This is a genomic window from Streptomyces sp. NPDC093089 (assembly GCF_044754405.1).
Lineage (GTDB): Bacteria > Actinomycetota > Actinomycetes > Streptomycetales > Streptomycetaceae > Streptomyces.
The window spans coordinates 46,944-68,449 of record NZ_JBIVPA010000005.1; the positions used below are offsets into that span (position 1 = coordinate 46,944).

Sequence of the window (21,506 nt, forward strand, 5' to 3'; positions counted from 1 at the left end):
CACGCACCAGGGCCGCCCCGCCGGGGCGGCCCTCTCTTCCCGTACCTCCAGGGAGCACCCCCGTGACACGCAAGAGAACGGCGGTCGCACTGGCCGCCGCCCTGTGCGCCGCCCTCGTGCCCGCCGTCCCCGCCGCCGCAGCGCCCCGGCCCCCCGCCCCGCCGTCCGACCGGGCGCTCGCCGCCCAGCCCACCCGCCAGGACCTCACCCGCGAGCAGTTCTACTTCGTCCTCCCGGACCGCTTCGCCAACGGCGACACGTCCAACGACCGGGGCGGCCTCACCGGCAGCCGTACGCAGACCGGCTTCGACCCCACCGACAAGGGCTTCTACCAGGGCGGCGACCTCAAGGGCCTCACCCGGCGCCTCGACTACATCAAGGGCCTCGGCACCACCGCCATCTGGATGGCGCCGATCTTCAAGAACCGGCCCGTGCAGGGCACCGGCAAGGACGCCTCGGCCGGCTACCACGGCTACTGGATCACCGACTTCACCCAGGTCGACCCGCACTTCGGGACCAACGAGGACCTGAAGAAGCTGATCGCCGCCGCCCACGCCAAGGGCATGAAGGTCTTCTTCGACGTCATCACCAACCACACCGCCGACACCGTCGACTACGCCGAACAGAAGTACGGCTACCGCCCCAAGGGCGCCTACCCCTACCTCGACGAGGACGGCCGCCCCTTCGACGACCGCGACGCCGTCGGCAAGGTCGACGCCGGCTCCTTCCCGTACACCCCCGTCACCCCCGCCGGGAAGGCGGACACCAAGGTCCCGGCCTGGCTCAACGACCCGACGATGTACCACAACCGGGGCGACTCCACCTGGGTCGGCGAGTCCGCCGAGTACGGCGACTTCGTCGGCCTCGACGACCTCTGGACCGAGCGCCCCGAGGTCGTCGAGGGCATGAAGAGGATCTACGAGAAGTGGGTCCGCGACTTCGACATCGACGGCTTCCGCATCGACACCGTCAAGCACGTCGACCTGGACTTCTGGACCCAGTGGGCCACCGCCCTCGACGCGTACGCCCGGAAGCAGGGCCGCGAGGACTTCTTCATGTTCGGCGAGGTCTACTCCGCCGACACCACCGTCACCGCCCCCTACGTCACCCGCGGCCGGCTCGACGCCACCCTCGACTTCCCCTTCCAGGACGCGGCCCGCGCCTTCGCCTCCCAGGGCGCCGGCGCCGACCGGCTCGCCAAGGTCTTCGCCGAGGACTACCGCTACACCACCGACAAGGCCAACGCCTACGAGCAGGTCACCTTCCTCGGCAACCACGACATGGGCCGGTTCGGCACCTTCCTCAAGCAGGACAACCCGAACGCCACCGACGCCGAACTCGTCGACCGCACCCGGCTCGCCAACGAGCTGATGTTCCTCACCCGCGGCAACCCGGTGGTCTACTCCGGCGACGAGCAGGGCTTCACCGGCGCCGGCGGCGACAAGGACGCCCGCCAGCCCCTCTTCGCCTCCCAGGCCGCCGACTACCTCGACGACGACCTGATCGGCACCGACCGCACCCACGCCACCGACGCCTACGACACCACCCACCCGGTGTACCGGTCGATCGCCGCGCTCTCCAAGCTCACCCGCGAGAACCCCGCCCTCCGCGACGGCGTCCAGCAGGAGCGGTACGCCGAAGGCTCCGTCTACGCCTTCTCCCGCACCGACGCCGCCACGCGCACCGAGTACCTCGTCGCCACCAACGGCGCCACCACCGCGAAGACCGTCACCCTCCCCGTCGACTCCGCGAACTTCCGTGCCCTGTACGGGGGTCAGGGCGCAGTCGCCGCACGGGACGGCAAGGTCACCGTCACCGTCCCCGCCCTCTCCTCCCTCGTCCTCAAGGCGGACAAGGCCCTCCCCGCCCCGGCCGCCGAGCCGACCGTGGCCCTCAGGGCCCCGGCCGCCGGAGCCACCGGCACCGTCGAGCTCACCGCCGACGTCACCGGCGGACAGCTGAACCGGGTCGTCTTCGCCGCCCAGGTCGGCAACGGCCGCTGGCAGACCCTCGGCACCGCCGACCACGCCCCCTACAAGGTCACCCAGCACGTGACCGCCCCCGCCGGCACCGCCCTGCGCTACAAGGCCGTCGTCGTCGACTCCGCCGGACGCACCGCGAGCGCCACCGCCGCCACCACGGCAGGAGCGCCCCCGGCACCCGAGAAGCCGGTCGCCGTCGACCGGACCCACGCCGTCGTCCACTACCGCCGCGAGGACGGGAACTACGACGGCTGGAAGCTGAAGGCCGCCGGCCAGGAGGCCGCGTTCACCGGCCGCGACGCCCACGGCGCCTTCGCCTGGGTCAAGGTCCCCGAAGGCGCCTCCGCCCTCGCCTACACCGTCGAGAAGGACGGCACCGCCGACGGCCCGCAGCGCAGCATCAACCTCGGCCGGACCGGCGAGGTCTGGATCACGCAGGGCGCCGACGGCCAGTCCGACACGAACCCGGCCCCCGCCACCCCGGACAAGACCAAGGCCGTCATCCACTACCAGCGGCCCGACGGCGACTACGACGGCTGGGGCCTGCACACCTGGACCGGCGCCGCCCAGCCCACCGACTGGTCCAAGCCGCTCATGCCGGTGCGCTTCGACGCCTACGGCGCGGTCTACGAGGTGCCCCTCACCTCCGGAGCCACCTCCCTCTCGTACATCCTCCACAAGGGCGACCAGAAGGACCTGCCCACCGACCAGTCCCTCGACCTCGCCACCTACGGCCACGAGATCTGGGCACTGTCCGCACAGCAGAAGTACCTGCTCCCCACCGTCGGCGGTGCCCCCGCGCTCGACCTCGGCACCTCCGAGGCCCAGTGGATCGACCGGAACACCGTCGTCTGGAAGGTCAAGCCCACCGACGCCACCAGCCAGCAGCTGGTGTACGCCGAGGACGGCGGGATCGCCGTCACCGACGGCGCCCTGAACACCGAGGGCCAGTGGCTCCGGCTCGCCCCCTCCTCCCTCAGCGACGCCCAGAAGGCCAAGTACCCCCACCTCGCGGCGTACCCGGCCTTCACCGTCGACCCGCGCGACGCCGACCGCGTCCGCGACTCCCTGCGCGGCCAGCTGATCGCCACCCAGCGCGCCGCCAACGGCGCCCTCCTCGCCGCCACCGGCGTCCAGACCGCCGGCGTCCTCGACGATCTCTACGCGACCGAGGCCACGAAGGCGCGCCTCGGCCCGGTCTTCACCGGCGGCCGCACCACCCTCTCCCTCTGGGCCCCCACGGCACGGACCGTCGCCCTCGAACTCGACGGGAAGACCGTGCCCATGCGGCGCGACGACGCCTCCGGCGTCTGGTCCGCCACCGGCCCGAAGTCCTGGACCGGGAAGCCCTACCGGTACGTGGTCGAGGTCTGGGCCCCGAGCGTCCGCAAGGTCGTCGTCAACAAGGTCACCGACCCCTACTCCACCGCCCTCACCACCGACTCCGCCCGCAGCCTCGCCGTCGACCTCACCGACCCGAAGCTCGCCCCCCGGGGCTGGCGGGACCTGAGGAAGCCCGCCGCGGTACCGCTGCGGGACGCCCAGATCCAGGAACTCCACATCCGCGACTTCTCCGTCGCCGACACCACGGCGAAGGCCGACCACCGCGGCACCTACCTCGCCTTCACCGACAAGGACAGCAAGGGCTCGCGACACCTCAAGGCCCTCGCCGCCTCCGGCACCTCCTACGTCCACCTCCTGCCCGCCTTCGACCTCGGCACCGTCCCCGAGAAGAAGTCGGACCGGACCGAACCCGCCTGCGACCTGAAGGTCTACGCCCCCGACTCCGAGGAGCAGCAGGCCTGCGTCACCGCCGCCGCGGCCGAGGACGCCTACAACTGGGGCTACGACCCGCTGCACTACACCGTCCCCGAGGGCTCCTACGCCACCGACCCCGAAGGCACCCGCCGCACGGTCGAGTTCCGGCAGATGGTCCAGGCCCTCAACAACGACGGCCTGCGCACGGTCATGGACGTCGTCTACAACCACACCGTCGCCGCCGGACAGTCCGACAAGTCCGTCCTCGACAAGATCGTGCCCGGCTACTACCAGCGGCTCCAGGCCGACGGCTCCGTCGCCACCTCCACCTGCTGCGCCAACACCGCCACCGAGAACGCCATGATGGGCAAGCTCGTCGTCGACTCGGTCGTCACCTGGGCGCGCGACTACAAGGTGGACGGCTTCCGCTTCGACCTCATGGGCCACCACCCGAAGGAGAACATCCTCGCCGTCCGCAAGGCCCTCGACGCCCTGACCGTCGAGAAGGACGGCGTCGACGGCAAGGCGATCGTCCTCTACGGCGAGGGCTGGAACTTCGGCGAGGTCGCCGACGACGCCCGCTTCGTCCAGGCCACCCAGCGGAACATGGCCGGCACCGGCATCGCCACCTTCTCCGACCGGGCCCGCGACGCCGTCCGCGGCGGCGGCCCCTTCGACGAGGACCCCGGCATCCAAGGCTTCGCCTCCGGCCTCTACACCGACCCCAACTCCTCCACCGCCAACGGCACCCCGGAGCAGCAGAAGGCCCGCCTCCTGCACTACCAGGACCTCATCAAGGTCGGCCTGAGCGGCAACCTCGCCGCCTACACCTTCACCGACACCTCCGGCCGCACCGTCAAGGGCTCCGACGTCGACTACAACGGCTCCCCGGCCGGCTACGCCGCCGCACCCGGCGACGCCCTCGCCTACGTCGACGCCCACGACAACGAGAGCCTGTACGACGCGCTCGCGTTCAAGCTCCCGGCCGGCACCTCCCCGGCCGACCGCGCCCGCATGCAGGTCCTCGCCATGGCGACGGCCACCCTCTCCCAGGGCCCGGCGCTCTCCCAGGCCGGCTCGGACCTGCTGCGCTCCAAGTCCCTCGACCGCAACTCCTACGACAGCGGCGACTGGTTCAACGCCATCCACTGGGACTGCCGCGACGGCAACGGCTTCGGCCGCGGCCTCCCGCCGGCCGCCGACAACAAGGCCAAGTGGTCCTACGGCAAGCCGCTGCTCGTGAACCCGGCCCTGACGGTCGGCTGCGAGCAGATCGACGGCACCTCCGCCGCCTACCGGGACCTGCAGGAGATCCGCTCCACCGAGCCGGTGTTCTCCCTGGCCACCGCCGGACAGGTCCAGTCGGCCCTGAGCTTCCCGCTCTCCGGCACCGACGAGACCCCGGGCGTGATCACCATGCGCCTCGGCGACCTCGTCGTCGTCCTCAACGCGACCCCGCGGAGCACCACGCAGAAGGTCGCCGACCTGGCCGGGAAGGGCTACGCCCTGCACCCCGTCCAGGCCGCGGGCTCCGACACCGTCGTGAAGTCCGCCACCTACGAGACCGCCTCGGGCACCTTCACGGTCCCGGCGCGCTCGGTGGCGGTGTTCAAGGCCGCGAGCTGACCTCCGGTCGACCCGGGCCCTGGCGTGACGCCCCCGTCACGCCAGGGCCTTCTCCATCAGCGTCACCGCGTACCGCCGGCCGTCGGCGCCGACCTTCTCCAGGTGCGGGACGAGGGCCGTGTACCCGGCGCCCTCGTAGTACGTCCCCAGGCGCGGATTGCGCGTCTCGCAGTCCAGCCGGGCCAGCGTCCGCCCCGAAGCGGCGATCCGCCCCTCCGCGTGCGCGAGCAGCTCCCGCCCCGCGCCCGCGGGCGCCGCCTCCCGGTCGGTCATCAGCCGGTGCACGTACCCCGCCACCGGCGGCTGCGGCCCCCAGACCTCCGGGTCCTCCCACCACAGCTCGTACGCGCCGACCACCCGGTCCCCGCGGGACGCCAGCCACACCTCGCCCCCGGCGATCCGCGCCCGGAAGTGCTCCGCGCCCTTCCCGCCCGGTTTCCACTGGTCGATCCCGTTCCGCACCATCCAGCGCGCCGCCCCGTCGAACAGCCCCACCAGAACGTCCAGGTCGCGTGCGTCCGCCCGCCGGAAGGCCACTTGTGTCGTCACGACGATCACCGTAAAGGTGTGGCCAGACATCCGACAGCCGTACCCCCTCTGGCCAGGAGCGACCCTCATGCCGCAGATCACCGTCGACTACTCCGCACCCCTCGACCGGCGCGGCTTCGCGCTCGCCCTGCACCCGCTCGTCGCCGAGACCGTCGACATCGCCGTCGAGGACTGCAAGACGCGCTTCCGGGAGGTCGAGGAACTGGTCGTCGGCGACGGAGCCACCGACGACGTCGTCGTGCACGTCGAGATCGCCCTGCTGCCCGGCCGCCCGGAGGCGCTCAAGGCGCGGCTCTCGGAGGCAGTCCTCGCACTGCTGCCGACCTACCTCAAGGAGACGGAGGGCGTCCGCCTCGCCGCCGAGGTCCGCGACCTCGACCCGTCCTACCGCAAGCGCTGATCGGGCACGGCCGGAGCCGCCCCGACGGAGGGCACCAGCGTGACGAGCCGGGCCACCAGGTCCGCGAAGGGGCCGTCGGCCGGCTCGTCGGCGAGGATCCCGACCAGGATCCCCGCCATCTCCGGGTCGTAGGCGGCACTCACCGCGGCGAGCGCCGCGAAGTCGTGCACGAGCTGCAACTCCAGCTCCGCGCGCGGGACGCGGCGGCCGTCCAGCCACAGCAGCGCCGTCGACTCGGCGAGCGACACCCAGGACCGGACGACCAACTCCAGCCGCGCCGACGGCTTCTCGACCTCCAGGTGCGCGAGGATCTGCTCGTACGCGGCCTGCCGCACCTCGTCGATCATCGCGTTCGTCGTCGACGAACCCACCGCGGGGCCGCCCCGCATCAGCGCCGCGAAACCCGGCCCGTGCTCGTCCACGAAGTCGAAGAACCGGCCCATCACCCGCAGCAGCCGCGCCCCCAGCGGACCCCGCGGGGGCTCCACGAACCGGGCCGCGAGCTCGTCGGCCGCCCGCCGCAGCGCCGCCTCGTACAGGCTCTGCTTGCCGGGGAAGTAGTGGTAGACCAACGGCCGCGAGATCCCCGCGGCCGCGGCGATCTCGTCGATGGACACCTCGTCGGGAGAGCGGTGGCTGAAGAGTTCGAGTGCCACCCCGATCAGCTGCTGCTTGCGCTCCTCGACGCCCATCCTGCGGCGTACCCCGGTCGTCATACGAACAGCCTAACGGGGTCCGTTACGCTCCTGCTTCATGAGCGCTTCCGACCAGGACACCAAGGCGGCCGAGGCCCCGGAGACCGACGAGGCCTCCGAGCCCGACGGCGCCGACGACAGCGGCGACGACGCCGGCAACGACGACACCGCCGAGAAGGCCGATCAGGCCGACCGGGGCGACGCGCTCGACGAGGACGAAGAGGCCGACGAGGACGAGGTACTCGACGACGACGACGAGGACGACGAGGACGACGCCGACGACGAGGCGGTCCCCGGTGAGGGCCTCTCCCCCAAGCAGGCGCGGCGCCTCCGCGTCGCCGCCGCGTCCGTCCTGCTCGTCGCCCTCGCCGTGGTCCTGGTCGTCCGCCTCGCGAGCCGTACGTCCGTCCTGGTCGTCGGCGTGTACGGCCTCGCGATGATCCTGTGCGGCGTCGTGATCGAACTCTCCCGCAACGGCCGTACGCGGCTGGCCACATGGCTCCTGGTGGGAGGCCTGGCCGCCGCGCTCGCCTTCGACTGGCTGATCCTCCCGTAGGCCCCGCTCAGAGGTCCAGGACGAGCCGCTTCCCCGCGCAGCGGGAGACGCAGATCAGCATCGAGTCGTCCCGCTCGGCATCCGTCAGCAGCTCGTCCCGGTGCTCGATCTCGCCCTCCAGGACCTGCTGCCGGCAGGTCCCGCAGAAACCCTGCCGGCAGGAGTACGTGATCCCCGGCAGCTCCTCGCGGACCGCCTCCAGGACCGACTGGTCGGCCGCCACCGTCAACGTACGGCCGGACCGGCGGAGTTCGACCTCGAAGGCGGTGCCGCCGGTCGTGGCCGCCGCCGAGAAGCGCTCGAAGCGCGCCGTCCGGCCCTCCGGCATCGCCGCGGCCACCGCGTCCATCAGACCGTCGGGGCCGCAGCAGTAGACGACGGTCCCTTCGGGCAGCCCGCCGAGCACGCCCAGGTCGGGGAAGCCGGACTCGTCCTCCGCGACGACCGTCACGCGGTCCGCGCCGAGCCTCCCGACCTCCGCCAGGTACGGCATGGTGGCCCGGCTCCGCCCGCAGTACACGAGCCGCCAGTCCGCCCCCGCCGCCTCGGCGGCGCGCACCATCGGCAGGACCGGGGTGACGCCGATGCCGCCGGCGACGAAGACGTACGCGGGGGCGTCGACCAGCGGGAAGCGGTTGCGGGGCCCCCGGATCTCGACCTCCACGCCCTCGTGGAGCTGCTCGTGGACCTCGCGCGAGCCGCCCCGGCCGCCCTGCCCCTCGTCGACGAGGCGGGTCGCCACCGTGTACGCGCCGGTGTCGGCCGGGTCGCCGCAGAGCGAGTACTGGCGGACGAGGCCCGACGGCAGGACGAGGTCGATGTGCGCGCCCGGCTGCCAGGCGGGCAGTCCCGCACCCTCCAGGCGCAGTTCGACGACCCCCTCGGCCGGTGTGGTCCGGCCGGCCACGAGGACCTTGCGGGGGACGGTGCTGCCCCGGCCGTAGCCGGAGACGGGCTCGTCGAGGGCGGGCATCGGCCAGAGCGGGGCCGTGGACATGCGGCTGCGGACGGCGCGGCGGACGAGCAGCGCGGCCCCCGCGGCCAGGACGACGGTGGTGAACCGGGGCATCAGCGGCCTCCGTTGGCGCCGGGGGAGGAGGCCAGGTAGGCCATCGCCTGCGCGGTGTCGCCCTCCTGTGAGGGGTGGTAGGCGCGGGACAGGTAGCGGGGGATCGAGCGCAGCATGTCGGGGGTCGAGGGCAGCACGCCCTTGCGGCCCCTGCGGACGAAGTCCGCGAAGGAGGCCTTCGGGTCGAGCAGGCTCGGGTCGTTCTCCATGAAGAAGCGGATGCCCCGCTGCCACAGGAACACCAGCGCGGAGAAGGCGAGCGCCCAGGTGCGGGCGCGGCGCCGGTAGCCGCCGTCGAGGTGCATGAACAGTTCGAAGGCGACCGAGCGGTGCTCGACCTCCTCCGCCCCGTGCCAGCGCAGCAGGTCCAGCATCACCGGGTCGGCGCCGACCCGGTCGAGCTCCTCGGCGTTGAGCACCCAGTTGCCCAGGAACGCCGTGTAGTGCTCGATCGCGGCGATCATCGCGACCCGTTCCATCAGCCACCAGCGGCGCGGCCGGCCGGGCGGCAGGGTCCGGTCCCCGAGGAGCTTCTCGAAGAACCAGTCGACCTGCGCGGTGTACGGCGTCGGGTCGAGGCCCAGCTTCCGCAGGTGGGGGAGGACGTCGTCGTGGGCCTGGGAGTGGACGGCCTCCTGGCCGATGAAGCCGATGACGTCCTCGCGCAGCCGGTCGTCGGTGATGTACGGCAGCGCCTGCTTGTAGACGTGCACGAACCAGCGCTCGCCGGCCGGGAGCAGCAGGTGCAGCACGTTGATGGTGTGCGTGGTGAAGGGGTCGCCGGGGACCCAGTGGAGAGGGGTCTCCTCCCAGTCGAAGGAGACCTTTCGGGCCTTGAGCTCGACGTGTTCCGACGCCACCGGGGCAGGCTGCGTATTAGACATGACGTCAATGTACTGAGGGGTAGGTCGGGGCAACAGGCCCCTGCACCGCCTTTTTCCGGCCCGTGATCCGCGTGTTCCGCCGGCTACGGCCCGCGCGCGTGCGCCGGGGGCCGGCCCGCGCGCGTGCGCCTGGCCTGGCTTCGCCTCGCGCGCGTGCTTCCGGCCCGGCCCGCCTCGCCTCGCGCGTGCCCCCGGCCCCGGTACGCGAGTTCCTCCGGCCGTGGCCTCGCCTCGCGCGCGCGTGCTTCCGGCCCGGCTCCGGTCCCGGCCGGTGAGGGCGCCCCGCCCCCGGCCCGGCCAGGCCGGGTCACCGCAGGGCGCCGCGCCGCGTGCCGTCCGCCAGCGTCCCGTCCAGGTCCGCCCGCGCCCCCGCCTTCGCCCGCACCGCGAGCACCGGCCCGGTCGAACGCCCCTTCACCCCGCCCGACAGCTCCAGCGCGGTGAACTCCGGGCTGCCCGCGGCGAGGACGTACCAGCCGCCGCGCGGCGCCTTCCACAGCACGCCCGCCAGGACCCGCGGATCCCGGACCCCGCACGCGGGCGACCCCTCGGACCGCGCCGCGAGGGCCGCCGGCACCTTCGCCGACGGGACCAGGAACTGGGCGAGGACCCGGGCGCCCGTACCCCGCCAGGTCTCCGCGCGCGTGCACAGCCAGGTGCCCCGCCCGGCGCCCTCGGGCAGCTGCTGCCGCGCGAACCGCCAGGCGTTCACCGACCGCACCCCGTGCGCCCGTACCGCCGTCAGCAGGCACGCCGTCCGCGCCCACGCCTCCCGCGCCTCGCGGCCCGTCGCGTCCACCGGCGCCGCCGGCGGGCCCCACAGGAGCCGCGCGGGCGCCAGTTCGCCGAGGTCCGACAGGATCCGCACCCCCGAACCGTCCCGCACCTGGAGGGTGTTCCAGCGGACGCAGCCCTTCGCCTCCGCCGGACTCGGCACCGGCTCGGTCACCCCGTACGTGTCCCGGGCCAGCGGCCACGGCTCCTTCGCGGGCGCCAGCAGGTCGCGCACCGCCGCCTCCCGCACCCAGGGGGCCGTCAGATAGCGGACGTTGCCCGAGGCCCTGGACAGGACGAGCGCCGTCGAACCGGCCGTGTCGGCCCCGTCCGTCCGCGCGAAGTCCAGCGCCGCCCCCGCACCCTCCCGCACCGGCTCCGCGTAGCGCACCACCCGCAGCCCGTCGTGGAAGAGCACCACCCGGGCCCCGTCCACCACCCCCGCGAACAGCAGCTGGGGCGGCCCCATCGGCGGCCCCACCGGCGTCCCCGGCGTCGCCGACGACCGCACCGAGAGCCCGGGCCGCGCCCACACGGCGAGCGCCCGCCGCACCAGCGCCCCGTCCCCGAGCAGACCGCCGCGCGCGGGCCACACCGAGAAGTCCTGCCGCGTCGAACCCGGCCACGCGGCCGCGTCCACCCGCTTCACCGCCGCCGGGTCGAGCGCCGCCTCGGCCGCCGGGTTGCGCGCGTACGACGGCGCCGCAGCACCGTTTCTTCCCCATCCGTCACCGGGCAGCCCCAGCAGCATCCCGCAGACCGCCAGCGCCGCCACCGCCACCAGCGCCGCCCGCCCGTGCTGCCGCCGCCGCATCAGATCCGTCGGCCGCGCCTGCAGCGCGCACGGATCGAACTCGTCCGACTCCAGCAGCGCCGCCCCGCTCACCCGCCGGGCCCTCCCGCCCCTCCCGTCCCCGAACGGACCGGCCGCCGCACCACCGGCGACGCCACGGGGCCCGGCAGGGCCGGCACCCCCGGCGCCGAGGGGAGTGGCGTCACCGGCGCCACGGGGACCCGTACCGCCGGAGCCCGATTCGGCTCCGCCGTCGCCGTCCGCCCGGAGCCCCGGGTTTCCCTCCTCGCGCCCCACAGACCCACCAGGCCCTCCGTGACCACCGGGCCCACCATGCCCCCCGCGCCCACCAGGTCGATCCCGCCCCCGCCCCGGACCGGCCTGTTCGCCGACCCGCTCGCCGGATCCACCGGGGGTGACCGTTCCGGCCGGCCCGGCAGGACCGCCCGGGGCGCCGTCGGCGGAGTCCAGCGCGTCCAGGGTCTCCAGCGCGTCCAGCGCGTCCGCCTCGTCCAGGGCGGCTTCGGGGTCGTCGACGCCGGCCGCGGCGAGGACGCGCAGGACCTCGGGATCGCCCTGGCGTTCCAGGCCGCGCAGGACGTAGGCCGCGCGGCCGGGGCCGGAGAGGCGGGACAGGTGCTGGTCCAGGGCGAGTTCGTCGGCGCCCCCGACCCGGGGGAAGAGCCGCAGGCCCCACACGTGCGGGAGCAGCGGAGGGAACTGCGCCCGGCGCGGCAGCGCGAGCCGCCGCAGCGGCAGCCCGGCGACGAGAGCCTGCCGCAGCACCTCGCCCCGTACGTACGCGTAGCCGGGATCGACCGCGTCCTCGGCCCGCCGCGGCCCCGGCACGGAGGCGGTGCCCGGCACCCGGCGGCGCGGCAGCGAGCGCTGGACGAGCGCGTGCGCGGTCAGCACCCGGCGGTTGCGGCCCAGCGACGGCGGCAGCACGAGATAGGCGATGCGCACGAGGCGCGGATAGCGCTCGACGAGCGCGGCCTCGGCCTGCTCGACGTCGACGGGGCCCACGGGCGAGGGAACGAGATCCTGGGTGCTCACGTTCAGCAGAACGAGCGATTCTTGCGATGGTCACCCCGGCCCGCGGGCGGCCCGCGGTCGCCGTCGGGGCCGTGCGGGGGCGTGCCGGGGCCGTGCGGGGGCGCCGCGAGAGGGCGCCGCGCGGGTCGGGGGTCAGGCCGCGGTGACCGTCAACCGCTCCCGGATCAGCGCCGTCACCTCGTCCGGGACGCCGAGCCCCTCCCGTACGTACGCCTCCATCGAACCGTGCCGGACCGCCACTTCGTCGAGCGCCGCGTCCAGGTACTCCGGCAGCACCCCGATCAGGTCGAGGGCCAACTGGGGGTCGCCGCCCTGCGTCGTGAACCCCTCGATCATCGGCGCGAACGCCTGCCGCACCGCCGGATTCACCGCCAGGTACTCGTCCCGCACCGTCTCCTCGTCCGCGCCGAGCAGCGACAGCACCACCGTCGCCGCCCAGCCCGTCCGGTCCTTCCCCGCCGAGCAGTGGAACAGCAGCGGCCCGGCCCCCGGCGTGCCCAGCTCGCCCAGCAGGGCGCGGTACGAGGCGCGGGCGGAGTCCCCGGACACGAAGGTCCGGTAGGTCCGCGCGAACGCCTCCCGCACCCGGCCCCCGCCCAGGTGCTCCTCGGCCAGCGCCGGGTCGGCGAGCAGCGTCTTCAGCCGCGCGGCGGGCGGGAGTCCGCTGCCGGCCAGATGGTCGGAGAGCACGTCCGCGACGAGCGCCCGCGCACCGGCCGGAAGCCGGTCGGGCCGCTCCGAGCGCTCCCGCTCCGTCCGCAGGTCGACGACCGTGCGGATGCCCAGGCCCGCCACCACCGGCTCCTCCGGGTCGAGCCGGTCGAGCTGCGCGGAGCGCAGGACCCGGCCGGCCCGCACCGCCCGCCCGTCGCCGAGCGGCAGGCCGCCGAGGTCACGGAGGTTGGCGACGGAGGCGGCGGGGATGGCGGGCATGGCGTCGGCTCCTCCGGTTCGTACATGTTCGTGTCGACCGTAGTGGATCGCCCGGAAACAGGCAGATCATGGCGATCCGTACGGGCGGGCACGAGCACCTCGTTCACGCCCCGGGAACCCCCGGCCCGGCCAGGGCCTTCGCCTCCCGCTCGGGGGAGAGGCCGACCGGCGGCCGGTCAGGGCGCTGCGGCGCGGTCCCGCCGATCGACCGCAGCCAGGCCCAGGTGTCGGCGACCGTCTCCGCCACCGGCCGGCAGCGCAGCCCGGCGGCGACCGCCCGCGACACGTCGGCGGCGTGCATCGCGTCGTACATCTCGCCCGGCGGCATCCACACCGGCAGCTCCGTCCACGGCTCGATCCCCGCCGCGAGCACCGCGTCCGGCGCGGTCCAGCGCAGCGCGGCGTCCGAGCCGGTGACGCGCACACAGGCGTCCAGGAGCTCGCCCATGGTCGCGTGCCCGGCCGGCGAGATGAGGTTGTACGGCCCCGAGAGCCCGGCCTCCACCGCGTCCAGCGTCCACACGGCCAGGTCGCGGGCGTCGACGTACTGGAGCGGCAGGGTGTCCGGCCCCGGCGCCAGGACCTGGCCGCCCCGCGCGATCCGGCCCAGCCACCACGGGAGCCGGCCCACGTTCTCGTACGGACCGAGGATCAGCCCCGCCCGGACGAACAGCGTCCGCTCCGGCCCGAAGGCGGCCGCGGCGGCCAGCTCGCCGCCCCGCTTGGCCTCCGCGTACGGAACGTCCCCGTCGTCGGGCGAGCCCTCCACCAGCGGTCCGTCCTCCGCGAGTCCGGCCGCCGCGGGCCAGGCGTACACCGACCGGCTCGACACGTACGCGTACCGCCCGACCCGGTCCGCGAGCAGCCGCGCCGTGTCCCGCACCACCGACGGCGCGGCGGACCAGGTGTCCACCACGGCGTCCCAGGAACCCGCTTCGAGGGCGGCCAGGCCCCCGGGGGCCGTGCGGTCCCCGATCAGCGACACGACCCCCTCCGGAGGCGTGTGGCGGCCCCGGTGGAAGACCGTCACCTCCCAGCCTTGGCCCAGCGCCTCCTCGACGACCGCGCGGCCGACGAACTCCGTACCTCCGAGCATCAGCAGTCTCATGATCCGAAGCCTGCCCGGCCTCACGTGTCAGGGCCAGGAACTTCCGCTCCGGGAGGATTCCGCCACGGGAGGAACGGCGCCGGAGGCCGTCTTTCAGGCCACCCGGCCGGGATGACATCATGGCGGACGATGACGCATCCCCGGTCGCCCCTGCGTGCCCTGCGAGCCGCACTCTTCGCGGCGGTCTGCGTCAGCTTGGCAGCTGTAGGGCATTCGTCCATGTCTGCGCACTCCCTCCCGGCCTCCACCCTCCTCGCCGCCTTCACCGCCACCACCGCGGTCGCCTGGGCCGCCGCCGGACGCCACCGCAGCACCCCGACGATCGCCGGCGCCCTCCTCGTCCTCCAAGGCGCCCTCCACCTGACCTTCTCGACCACCGCCGCCCACCCCCCTACGGCCGCCCCGCCCTCGCCCCCCAACACCCCACCGGGGACGACCGACCACGCGCACGCGATGGCCGGCATGACGGGGATGGCGGACCACGCGCACGCGATGCCGGGCACGGCGGGCATCGCGGACCACGCGCACGCGATGGCGGACCACGCGCACGCGATGCCGGGCATGACGGCCATGGCCGACCACGCGCACGCCATGCCCGGCATGGCCGACCACGCCGCGACCGCCGTCACCACGGCGCATCCCGCCTCCTCCGGCGCCGGGATGCTCGCCGTCCACCTCCTCGCCGCACTGCTCTGCGGCCTCTGGCTGGCCCGCGGCGAAGCCGCGTTCCTCACGCTCGCCGGAGCCGCCCTCGCGTACGCGTTCACCCCGCTGCGCGCCCTGACCGTACGCGTCGCCGTGCCCGACGCCCCGCGGCGGCCGCACCGCCGGCAGCGCCGGAACGCCCGCCGCCCGCACACCGTCGTCCTCGCGCACACCCTGTCCCGGCGCGGCCCGCCCCGGCTGTCCGCACCCCGCGCCACGACCCTCGGAGCACACGTCTGACCGGGGGTCCCTTTCCCCTGTCTGCAACGAACTCCGAGGACAGCCACGTCATGACGACCTTCCACGATCCCGCACGCCCGGACACCTCCGAGGCGCCACCGTCGGAAACCGCCCCCGAGCCGCGTGCGACCGGCGGCACCTGGAGCGCCCTGCGCCCCCTCGTGATGCGCCTCCACTTCTACGCGGGCGTCCTCGTCGCCCCGTTCCTCCTCGTCGCCGCCGTCAGCGGCCTGCTCTACGCGCTCTCCTTCCAGGCCGAGAAGGTGTACTACGCGCACGAGCTGGAGGTCCCCGTCGGCGACACGACCCTTCCGCTCTCGCGGCAGGTGGAGACCGCCCGCGCCGCCAACCCGAACGGCACCGTCACCGCCGTCTGGCCCGGCGCCGAACCCGGGGCGACCACCCGGGTCCTGATGGCCGACCCGGACGCTCCCGAAGGCGCCTCGACGGCCGTCTTCGTCGACCCGTACACCGGCGAGGTACGCGGGCAGCTGCCCAGCTACGGCAGCTCCGGGGCCCTCCCGCTGCGCACCTGGATGGCCGATCTCCACCGCGACCTGCACCTCGGCGAGTTCGGCCGCAACTACAGCGAGCTCGCCGCCAGCTGGCTGTGGGTGATAGCGCTCGGCGGCCTGCTGCTCTGGCTCGGCCGCCGCCGCCGCGCCCGCCGCGCGCTCGTCCTGCCCGAGCGGGGCCCGAAGTCCCGCCGCCGCACCCTGTCCTGGCACGGCTCGGTCGGCCTGTGGGCGGTGACCGGCCTCGTCCTCCTCTCCGCGACCGGCCTGACCTGGTCGCGGTACGCGGGCGAGAACATCGGCACCGTGCAGGACGGCCTCGGCGGCGCGACCCCCACCCTCACCGCCACCCTCGGCGGCGCGGCCGCCGGCTCCTCCGAGCACGAGGGCCACGGCGCCGGCCACACCCCGGCCGCCCCCGCCGCGGGCGCGGACGCAGGCCTCGACAAGGCGGTCGCGGCGGCCCGCGCGGCGGGCATCGACAGCCCGCGGATCTCGGTCGTCCTGCCCGTCGAGGGCAAGGGGTACGTGGTCAAGGAGACCGACACCCAGTTCCCGCTCCAGCTGGACTCGGTGGCCGTGAACCCGGCCGACGGCGCGGTCCTCGACCGCCTCGCCTTCGCCGACCACCCGCTCCTCGCGAAGCTCACCCGCATCGGCATCGACGCCCACACCGGCGTCTTCCTCGGCCTGTTCAACCAGCTCGCCCTGGCCGCCCTCGCGCTCGCCCTGATCCTGCTGATCCTCTGGGGCTACCGCATGTGGTGGCTGCGCCGCCCCGGCCGACCTGTGGCCCGCGGCGCCTGGCGGAAGGTCCCGGTGACCCTCCTCCTGCCGCTCGCCGCCGCCACGGCGCTCGTCGGCTGGTTCGTCCCGCTGCTCGGCCTCAGCCTGCTGGCCTTCCTCGCCGTGGACCTCACCCTCGCCGCCGTGGCGAAGGTGAGGGCCCGCCCGGGCCGAACCGCCTGATCAGGGCGTGTACTTGTAGCCGACCCGCCGCACGGTCCGGATCGTGTGGCGGTGCTCGGCGCCCAGCTTCCGCCGCAGCCGCGCCACGTGCACGTCGACCGTCCGACCGTCGCCGACGTGCCCGTACCCCCACACCGTCGTGACCAACTGGTCCCGCGTGTGCACCCGGTGAGGATGCGCCACCAGGTGCGCGAGCAGCTCGAACTCCAAGTACGTCAGGTCCAGCGCCTGTCCGTCCACGACGGCGATCCGCTGCACGTCGTCGATGCTCACCGGCCCCTGCTCCTCCGCCCCCGTGGCGGCCGCGGGCCCCGGCACCGGCGCCACCGGCAACTGCGCCTGCTGGTCCGCCGGTACGAGCACCAGGTACCCGACCATCGGCGGCCTGCCCGGCAGCGCCGGCAGCGTGTGCTGCGGCGCCGGCACCAACGTCGCCCCCGGCGGCAGGAAACCCGCCACCTGCGACAGGTCGACGACCTCGTTCGGATCGACGGCCCGCAGCCGATGCCGGCCGGGCCGCACGGAGGTCAGAGAGGAAGCGGTGGAAGTGATCTGGGTGTGCACCATGGGGAACTCAGCTCTTTCGCGCGAGAAGGGACGGACATGCGTCGAACGCCAGTCGTCATGCGCGTCAGCCGAAGGCCGTGGATCGGACCGTACCGATCAGGGCTTTAGAGGGCCGACGCCTTCATCGCGCGGCAACACACCCGGTCGAAGTCGTGATGCTGCCGAGAGGGCCAGAACGGCTCGAGGTCGTGACGACCCGTCGCGGTGTCGTTCTTCATGATGGCCATATCCCTAGTCTACTACTCGGGAAACAGATCGGTCCCCGGGTTTGCCGCTCGGATCGCCGATGGCTTCGGCGAGGTCCGGCTGCGTCCAGCCGGCTTCACGGCGCGGACGCTATCCGGCGCGGGACCGCGTAAGGCGTAGATCCCTCCGCGATCCGCGATCCGCGGATCGCGGATCGCGGATCGCGTGACGAGTGGAACGCGCGTTCGTCTCTCGTTCCTGAATGCAGCGGCGGCATGACGGAAGGGGCGCCCACCGTGTGGAACGGTGGGCGCCCCTTCCGGAGTGCGTGATCAGGCGCTGATCAGGTGCCGGATCGGGCGCTGATCGGGTCCTGGCCCGGTGCGGATCAGACCTGGCCGGCCTTGGCGAGGGCCTCGCAGCAGGTGTCCACGATGAGGCGGGTCACCACGTACGGGTCGACGTTGGCGTTCGGGCGGCGGTCCTCGATGTAGCCCTTCTGGTCCTGCTCGACCTGCCACGGGATGCGGACCGAGGCGCCGCGGTCGGAGACGCCGTAGGAGTACTCGTCCCACGGGGCGGTCTCGTGGAGGCCGGTCAGGCGCTCGTCGATGCCGGCGCCGTAGTTCTTGACGTGGTCCAGCGGCTTCGAGCCCTCACCGAGGGACTCGCAGGCGGTGATGATCGCGTCGTAGCCCTCGCGCATCGCCTTGGTGGAGAAGTTGGTGTGCGCGCCGGCACCGTTCCAGTCGCCCTTGACCGGCTTGGGGTCGAGGGTGGCGGAGACGTTGAAGTCCTCGGCGGTGCGGTACAGCAGCCAGCGGGCGATCCACAGCTGGTCGGAGACCTCGAGGGGGGAGAGCGGGCCGACCTGGAACTCCCACTGGCCGGGCATGACCTCGGCGTTGATGCCGGAGATGCCGAGACCGGCCTTGAGGCAGTTCTCGAGGTGCGCCTCGACGATCGGGCGGCCGTGGATCTCGTCCGCGCCGACGCCGCAGTAGTAGCCGCCCTGCGGGGCCGGGAAGCCGTTGACCGGGAAGCCGAGCGGGCGGGTGCCGTCGAAGAAGGTGTACTCCTGCTCGATGCCGAAGATCGACTCCTGGGAGGCGTACGTGGCGGCGACCTCGGCCAGCGCGGCGCGGGTGTTGGACTCGTGCGGCGTCATGTCCGTGTTGAGGACCTCGCACAGCACCAGGACGTCGTTGCCGCCGCGGATCGGGTCCGGGCAGACGAAGACCGGCTTGAGGACGCGGTCCGACGCGTGACCCTTGGCCTGGTTCGTGCTGGAACCGTCGAAGCCCCAGATCGGCAGCTCGTCGAGCGCGAGGCCCTCGCCGGCGATGATCTTCGTCTTGGAGCGAAGCTTCGCGGTCGGCTCGGTGCCGTCGATCCAGATGTACTCAGCCTTGAAGGTCACGGGTCTCATCCTTTGGCGTGCTGCTGCGGGGTTCCGTCGCGGCTCGCGGCACTGCGAGAAGCTGCGGTTCTGCGCTGACTGCGCTGTGGTGTTCGACCGCAGCTTCGCAACACGGGATTTCCCGTCGGTTGCCCGTTTGTGAACCCCGTGTTACTCAGCTTTCCTGATCTTCGCGCAGCCGCTGTGCGACGACGTGCGCGTCGAGCAGCCCGCCGAGCCCCGCGGCCCGGATCCGCCGCACCACCTCCGCGTACGAGGTGCCCAGCGCCTCCGCCGTCCGCCCGAGGTGCCAGTCGGCACCGGCGAGCCGCCGCAGCAGGTACCCCTTGCGGATCTGGCCCTCGGACAGCCGGAAGCTCTTCAGATAGGCCGTCCGCCCCTTGTGGTCGGTGATCAGCTCGCCGATGTGCTGCTCCTGCCCGCCCCGCAGGAACGGCGGCAGGAACCGGTACAGGTCGAAGGACCCCATCCGGTACACCCGCTCGAACGCGTACGGCGTCTCCAGGAGGTCGCGCGCCATCAGCCCGTCGTGCGCCACGGCCCAGGCCCGCTCCTGCTCCCGCGCCGCCGCCCGCAGGTCGGCCAGGGTGCGGATGCCGCCGGCCCCGTCCCGGATCCGCGCCGTGAACTCGGGCACCGGGGCGCCGTAGTACGCGTACTGGTGCACCAGCTCCCCGTACAGGTCCTCCACCAGCGTCGGATGCAGCAGCCGGTAGTCCTCGGGGTGCGGCACCACGAAGGACGCGGCCAGCGAGTCGGCCACGTACAGCAGCAGCCCGCACTGCCCCGGGTGCAGCTCGAAGACTCGCAGCGCCTCCGCGAGCCCCGGCACCGACCACCCCGCGTACGCCGCCTCCGCGCGCGGCGACAGACCGCGCCGCACGGCCTCCCGCGACCAGTCGTCCCAGACCACCGAAGGCCCGCCGAAGTGCAGCGCGAGATAACCCTCCAGGGCGAGGTGCAGCGGCAGGAACCGCAGCCGCCGCTCACCCTGGCGCCGCTTGGCCATCCGGTGGACGCGGCGCACGGGCACCCCCGGCGGCGCGCCCTCGCCGCCGAGCCGGGTCCCGTACGCGGCCTGCTCGGCCCCCGTCCCGGTGCCCGTCCAGTCGGCGACGAAGCCGTGCGGGACGTAGGAGGTGTACGAGGTCCGGTCGCCGAGGTCGACGGTGGTCGCGCCCCACCCCTCGTACACCTCCCGGCGCAGCCGCAGCCCCGCCACCGGCTCGGCCCGCACCAGCGGTACCAGCCGTACCCCGCCCCACACCTGCGCCGGGCGCACGTCGAGGCCGGTCAGGTCGATCCGGGTCATGCCCCGGCCTCCTTCAGGAACAGCTCCACCCGGCGGTCGAGATAGGCCCGCAGCTCCGTGAAGCCCGTCCGCCCCTCGGCGAACTGCGCGATCTCCACCAGCGCCGCCAGGTCCTCCGCGTCCCGGATCCCGGCCGTCGGCACGCTCGGCGCCAGCCGGCGCACGTCGAAGCCGTCCGCGTCGTATACGGGGTTGAGGTGGACGACGCTCGTCCGCCGCCCCGGATCGAGCCGCGCCCGCCACACCCGCAGGACCTCGCCCGCGAGCCCCGGCGGCGCGTTGTCCCACCCGTCCGAGACGATCACCACCCGCTCGGGGGCCGTCTCCAGCGCGTCCAGGATCCGCGTCCCCAGCGGCGTCGCCCCGTACGGCCGGACCAGCAGCGGATCGTCCCCGCCCGACGTCCACAGCGCGGTGTACGCCCCCGGCGCCGCGAGGGCCTCCAGGAGGAAGTGGCCGCCCAGCGCCACCGCCAGCGGCCGACGCCGCTTCACCGCCGAACCCGACGAGGAGAAACTGTCGTCGAGCACCGCCGTCACCCGCCCCCAGCTCCCGGCGTACGGCCCCGCCGCGCGCCGGGCCGACGCCCGCAGCGCCCGCGTGAGCTCGGCCCGGCGCTCGACCCGCTCGCCGAACGGCAGCCCGAGGACGTACAGCGCGAGCCGGGTCAGCGGCATCACGGACAGGTCGGCCCCGCCACCCGCCGCCCGGTCCGTCCTGAGCCGTTCGAGGCGGGTCATCCGGGGCGCGATCCGCTCCAGGAACAGCGCACGCGGCACCCCGTGCCTCGCGGCGAACCCCTCGGCGACCGTGAACGGCAGCTCGTACAGCGCGGACTGCTCGTAGTGCGCCCGGCGGTACGCGTCGAGCACGGCGTTCCCGTACCGCACGCGGCGGCCGGGCGCGAAGAGGAAGTCTCCGGTCTCGGGGTCGGCCGGACGGCCGTGGACGTGCCGCACGGCCGCCTTCACCCCGCTGCGGTACTTCACCGCGTCCAGCGCCGGATCCGGGCGGGCCGCGAGCCACCCGCGCACGATCGCACGCGTGCGCCGGTTGTTGACCCCGGCGGCCCGCAGCGCGCGGAACAGCCGGTAGACCCGCTGCGGCGGCAGGAGCGCCAGCCGCGCCGCGATCAGCCGGCCCTCGGCCCGCTTCTCCTCGACCCCGCCCGCCTCCCCGGCGGTCCGCAGCAGCCCCTCGACGATCAGCGCGGCGTTGTGGTGGTTGACGTCGAGCGCGAGCGCCGCCGCGTACACGGGCCGGTAGTTGACCCGTACGTACTCGTGGAGGAACGAGAGCGAGAACCGCTGCTCGTCGGCCGACGAGCGGAACTCCCGCTGCCCCGTGGCCGTCACCGCGGCGTTCACGAAGAGGAGCACGTCCTCTGCGGCCACCAGCTCGGACACGGC

At 73.9% G+C, this 21,506-nt stretch carries 17 protein-coding genes; 5 read left to right on the forward strand and 12 right to left on the reverse strand.

Features of this window, described 5'->3' with window-relative positions; genetic code table 11:
* Positions 1–62: 62 nt before the first annotated feature.
* Complete coding sequence (gene pulA, locus ACIQFX_RS12960) at positions 63–5,366, forward strand: pullulanase-type alpha-1,6-glucosidase (RefSeq protein ID WP_402461718.1); 5,304 nt, start codon at positions 63–65, stop codon at positions 5,364–5,366.
* A 36-nt stretch (positions 5,367–5,402) separates the two neighbouring features.
* Here pulA and ACIQFX_RS12965 read toward each other — a convergent pair whose 3' ends face one another.
* Positions 5,403–5,945 (reverse strand): GNAT family N-acetyltransferase, encoded by a 543-nt coding sequence (locus ACIQFX_RS12965; RefSeq protein ID WP_402461721.1) that lies wholly within the window; start codon positions 5,943–5,945, stop codon positions 5,403–5,405.
* 37 nt (positions 5,946–5,982) lie between these two features.
* Here ACIQFX_RS12965 and ACIQFX_RS12970 point away from each other — a divergent pair, with 37 nt between their 5' ends.
* The gene (locus tag ACIQFX_RS12970) at positions 5,983–6,315 is read left to right on the forward strand and encodes a 5-carboxymethyl-2-hydroxymuconate Delta-isomerase (RefSeq protein ID WP_402461724.1); all 333 of its coding nucleotides are present in this window, start codon (positions 5,983–5,985) and stop codon (positions 6,313–6,315) included.
* Here ACIQFX_RS12970 and ACIQFX_RS12975 read toward each other — a convergent pair.
* Complete coding sequence (locus ACIQFX_RS12975) at positions 6,300–7,031, reverse strand: TetR/AcrR family transcriptional regulator (RefSeq protein WP_402461727.1); 732 nt, start codon at positions 7,029–7,031, stop codon at positions 6,300–6,302. The genes ACIQFX_RS12970 and ACIQFX_RS12975 overlap by 16 nt on opposite strands.
* A gap of 37 nt (positions 7,032–7,068) precedes the next feature.
* On the opposite strand from ACIQFX_RS12975, the gene ACIQFX_RS12980 reads away from it, so the two are divergent.
* The gene (locus tag ACIQFX_RS12980) at positions 7,069–7,566 is read left to right on the forward strand and encodes a hypothetical protein (RefSeq protein ID WP_402461730.1); all 498 of its coding nucleotides are present in this window, start codon (positions 7,069–7,071) and stop codon (positions 7,564–7,566) included.
* A 7-nt stretch (positions 7,567–7,573) separates the two neighbouring features.
* On the opposite strand, the gene ACIQFX_RS12985 is transcribed toward ACIQFX_RS12980, so the two are convergent.
* The 5 genes from ACIQFX_RS12985 to ACIQFX_RS13005 form a co-directional block, all read right to left on the reverse strand.
* The gene (locus ACIQFX_RS12985) at positions 7,574–8,635 is read right to left on the reverse strand and encodes a PDR/VanB family oxidoreductase (protein WP_402461733.1); all 1,062 of its coding nucleotides are present in this window, start codon (positions 8,633–8,635) and stop codon (positions 7,574–7,576) included.
* On the reverse strand, positions 8,635–9,519 hold the full coding sequence (locus ACIQFX_RS12990) for a metal-dependent hydrolase (protein WP_402461735.1): 885 nt from the start codon (positions 9,517–9,519) through the stop codon (positions 8,635–8,637). Before ACIQFX_RS12990 ends, ACIQFX_RS12985 begins: the two co-directional genes overlap by 1 nt.
* A gap of 307 nt (positions 9,520–9,826) precedes the next feature.
* Complete coding sequence (locus tag ACIQFX_RS12995; RefSeq protein ID WP_402461738.1) at positions 9,827–12,142, reverse strand: hypothetical protein; 2,316 nt, start codon at positions 12,140–12,142, stop codon at positions 9,827–9,829.
* A gap of 132 nt (positions 12,143–12,274) precedes the next feature.
* A complete protein-coding gene (locus ACIQFX_RS13000) occupies positions 12,275–13,075 on the reverse strand; it encodes a tyrosine-protein phosphatase (protein ID WP_402461741.1) in 801 nt (266 codons plus the stop codon).
* 103 nt (positions 13,076–13,178) lie between these two features.
* On the reverse strand, positions 13,179–14,183 hold the full coding sequence (locus tag ACIQFX_RS13005; protein ID WP_402461744.1) for an NAD-dependent epimerase/dehydratase family protein: 1,005 nt from the start codon (positions 14,181–14,183) through the stop codon (positions 13,179–13,181).
* A gap of 219 nt (positions 14,184–14,402) precedes the next feature.
* On the opposite strand from ACIQFX_RS13005, the gene ACIQFX_RS13010 reads away from it, so the two are divergent.
* Positions 14,403–15,128 (forward strand): hypothetical protein, encoded by a 726-nt coding sequence (locus tag ACIQFX_RS13010; protein WP_402461747.1) that lies wholly within the window; start codon positions 14,403–14,405, stop codon positions 15,126–15,128.
* A 50-nt stretch (positions 15,129–15,178) separates the two neighbouring features.
* On the forward strand, positions 15,179–16,612 hold the full coding sequence (locus ACIQFX_RS13015; protein ID WP_402461750.1) for a PepSY-associated TM helix domain-containing protein: 1,434 nt from the start codon (positions 15,179–15,181) through the stop codon (positions 16,610–16,612).
* On the opposite strand, the gene ACIQFX_RS13020 is transcribed toward ACIQFX_RS13015, so the two are convergent.
* The 5 genes from ACIQFX_RS13020 to ACIQFX_RS13040 all read right to left on the reverse strand — a co-directional run bounded on the left by ACIQFX_RS13020 (position 16,613) and on the right by ACIQFX_RS13040 (position 21,503).
* Positions 16,613–17,179: a winged helix-turn-helix domain-containing protein gene (locus ACIQFX_RS13020; RefSeq protein ID WP_402461753.1), complete on the reverse strand. Its 567-nt coding sequence runs from the start codon at positions 17,177–17,179 to the stop codon at positions 16,613–16,615.
* Between the two features lie 104 nt (positions 17,180–17,283).
* Positions 17,284–17,406, reverse strand: a complete 123-nt coding sequence (locus ACIQFX_RS13025; RefSeq protein ID WP_402461756.1) for a hypothetical protein — start codon at positions 17,404–17,406, stop codon at positions 17,284–17,286.
* A 347-nt stretch (positions 17,407–17,753) separates the two neighbouring features.
* Positions 17,754–18,785 carry a glutamine synthetase gene (glnII, locus tag ACIQFX_RS13030; RefSeq protein WP_402461759.1) on the reverse strand — a complete coding sequence of 344 codons (1,032 nt, stop codon included), beginning with the start codon at positions 18,783–18,785 and terminating at the stop codon, positions 17,754–17,756.
* Positions 18,786–18,939: 154 nt separating this feature from the next.
* Positions 18,940–20,097, reverse strand: coding sequence for an ARPP-2 domain-containing protein (locus ACIQFX_RS13035; protein WP_402461762.1), 1,158 nt, complete (start codon positions 20,095–20,097; stop codon positions 18,940–18,942).
* Positions 20,094–21,503, reverse strand: coding sequence for a hypothetical protein (locus ACIQFX_RS13040; RefSeq protein ID WP_402461765.1), 1,410 nt, complete (start codon positions 21,501–21,503; stop codon positions 20,094–20,096). Before ACIQFX_RS13040 ends, ACIQFX_RS13035 begins: the two co-directional genes overlap by 4 nt.
* Positions 21,504–21,506 lie beyond the last annotated feature (3 nt).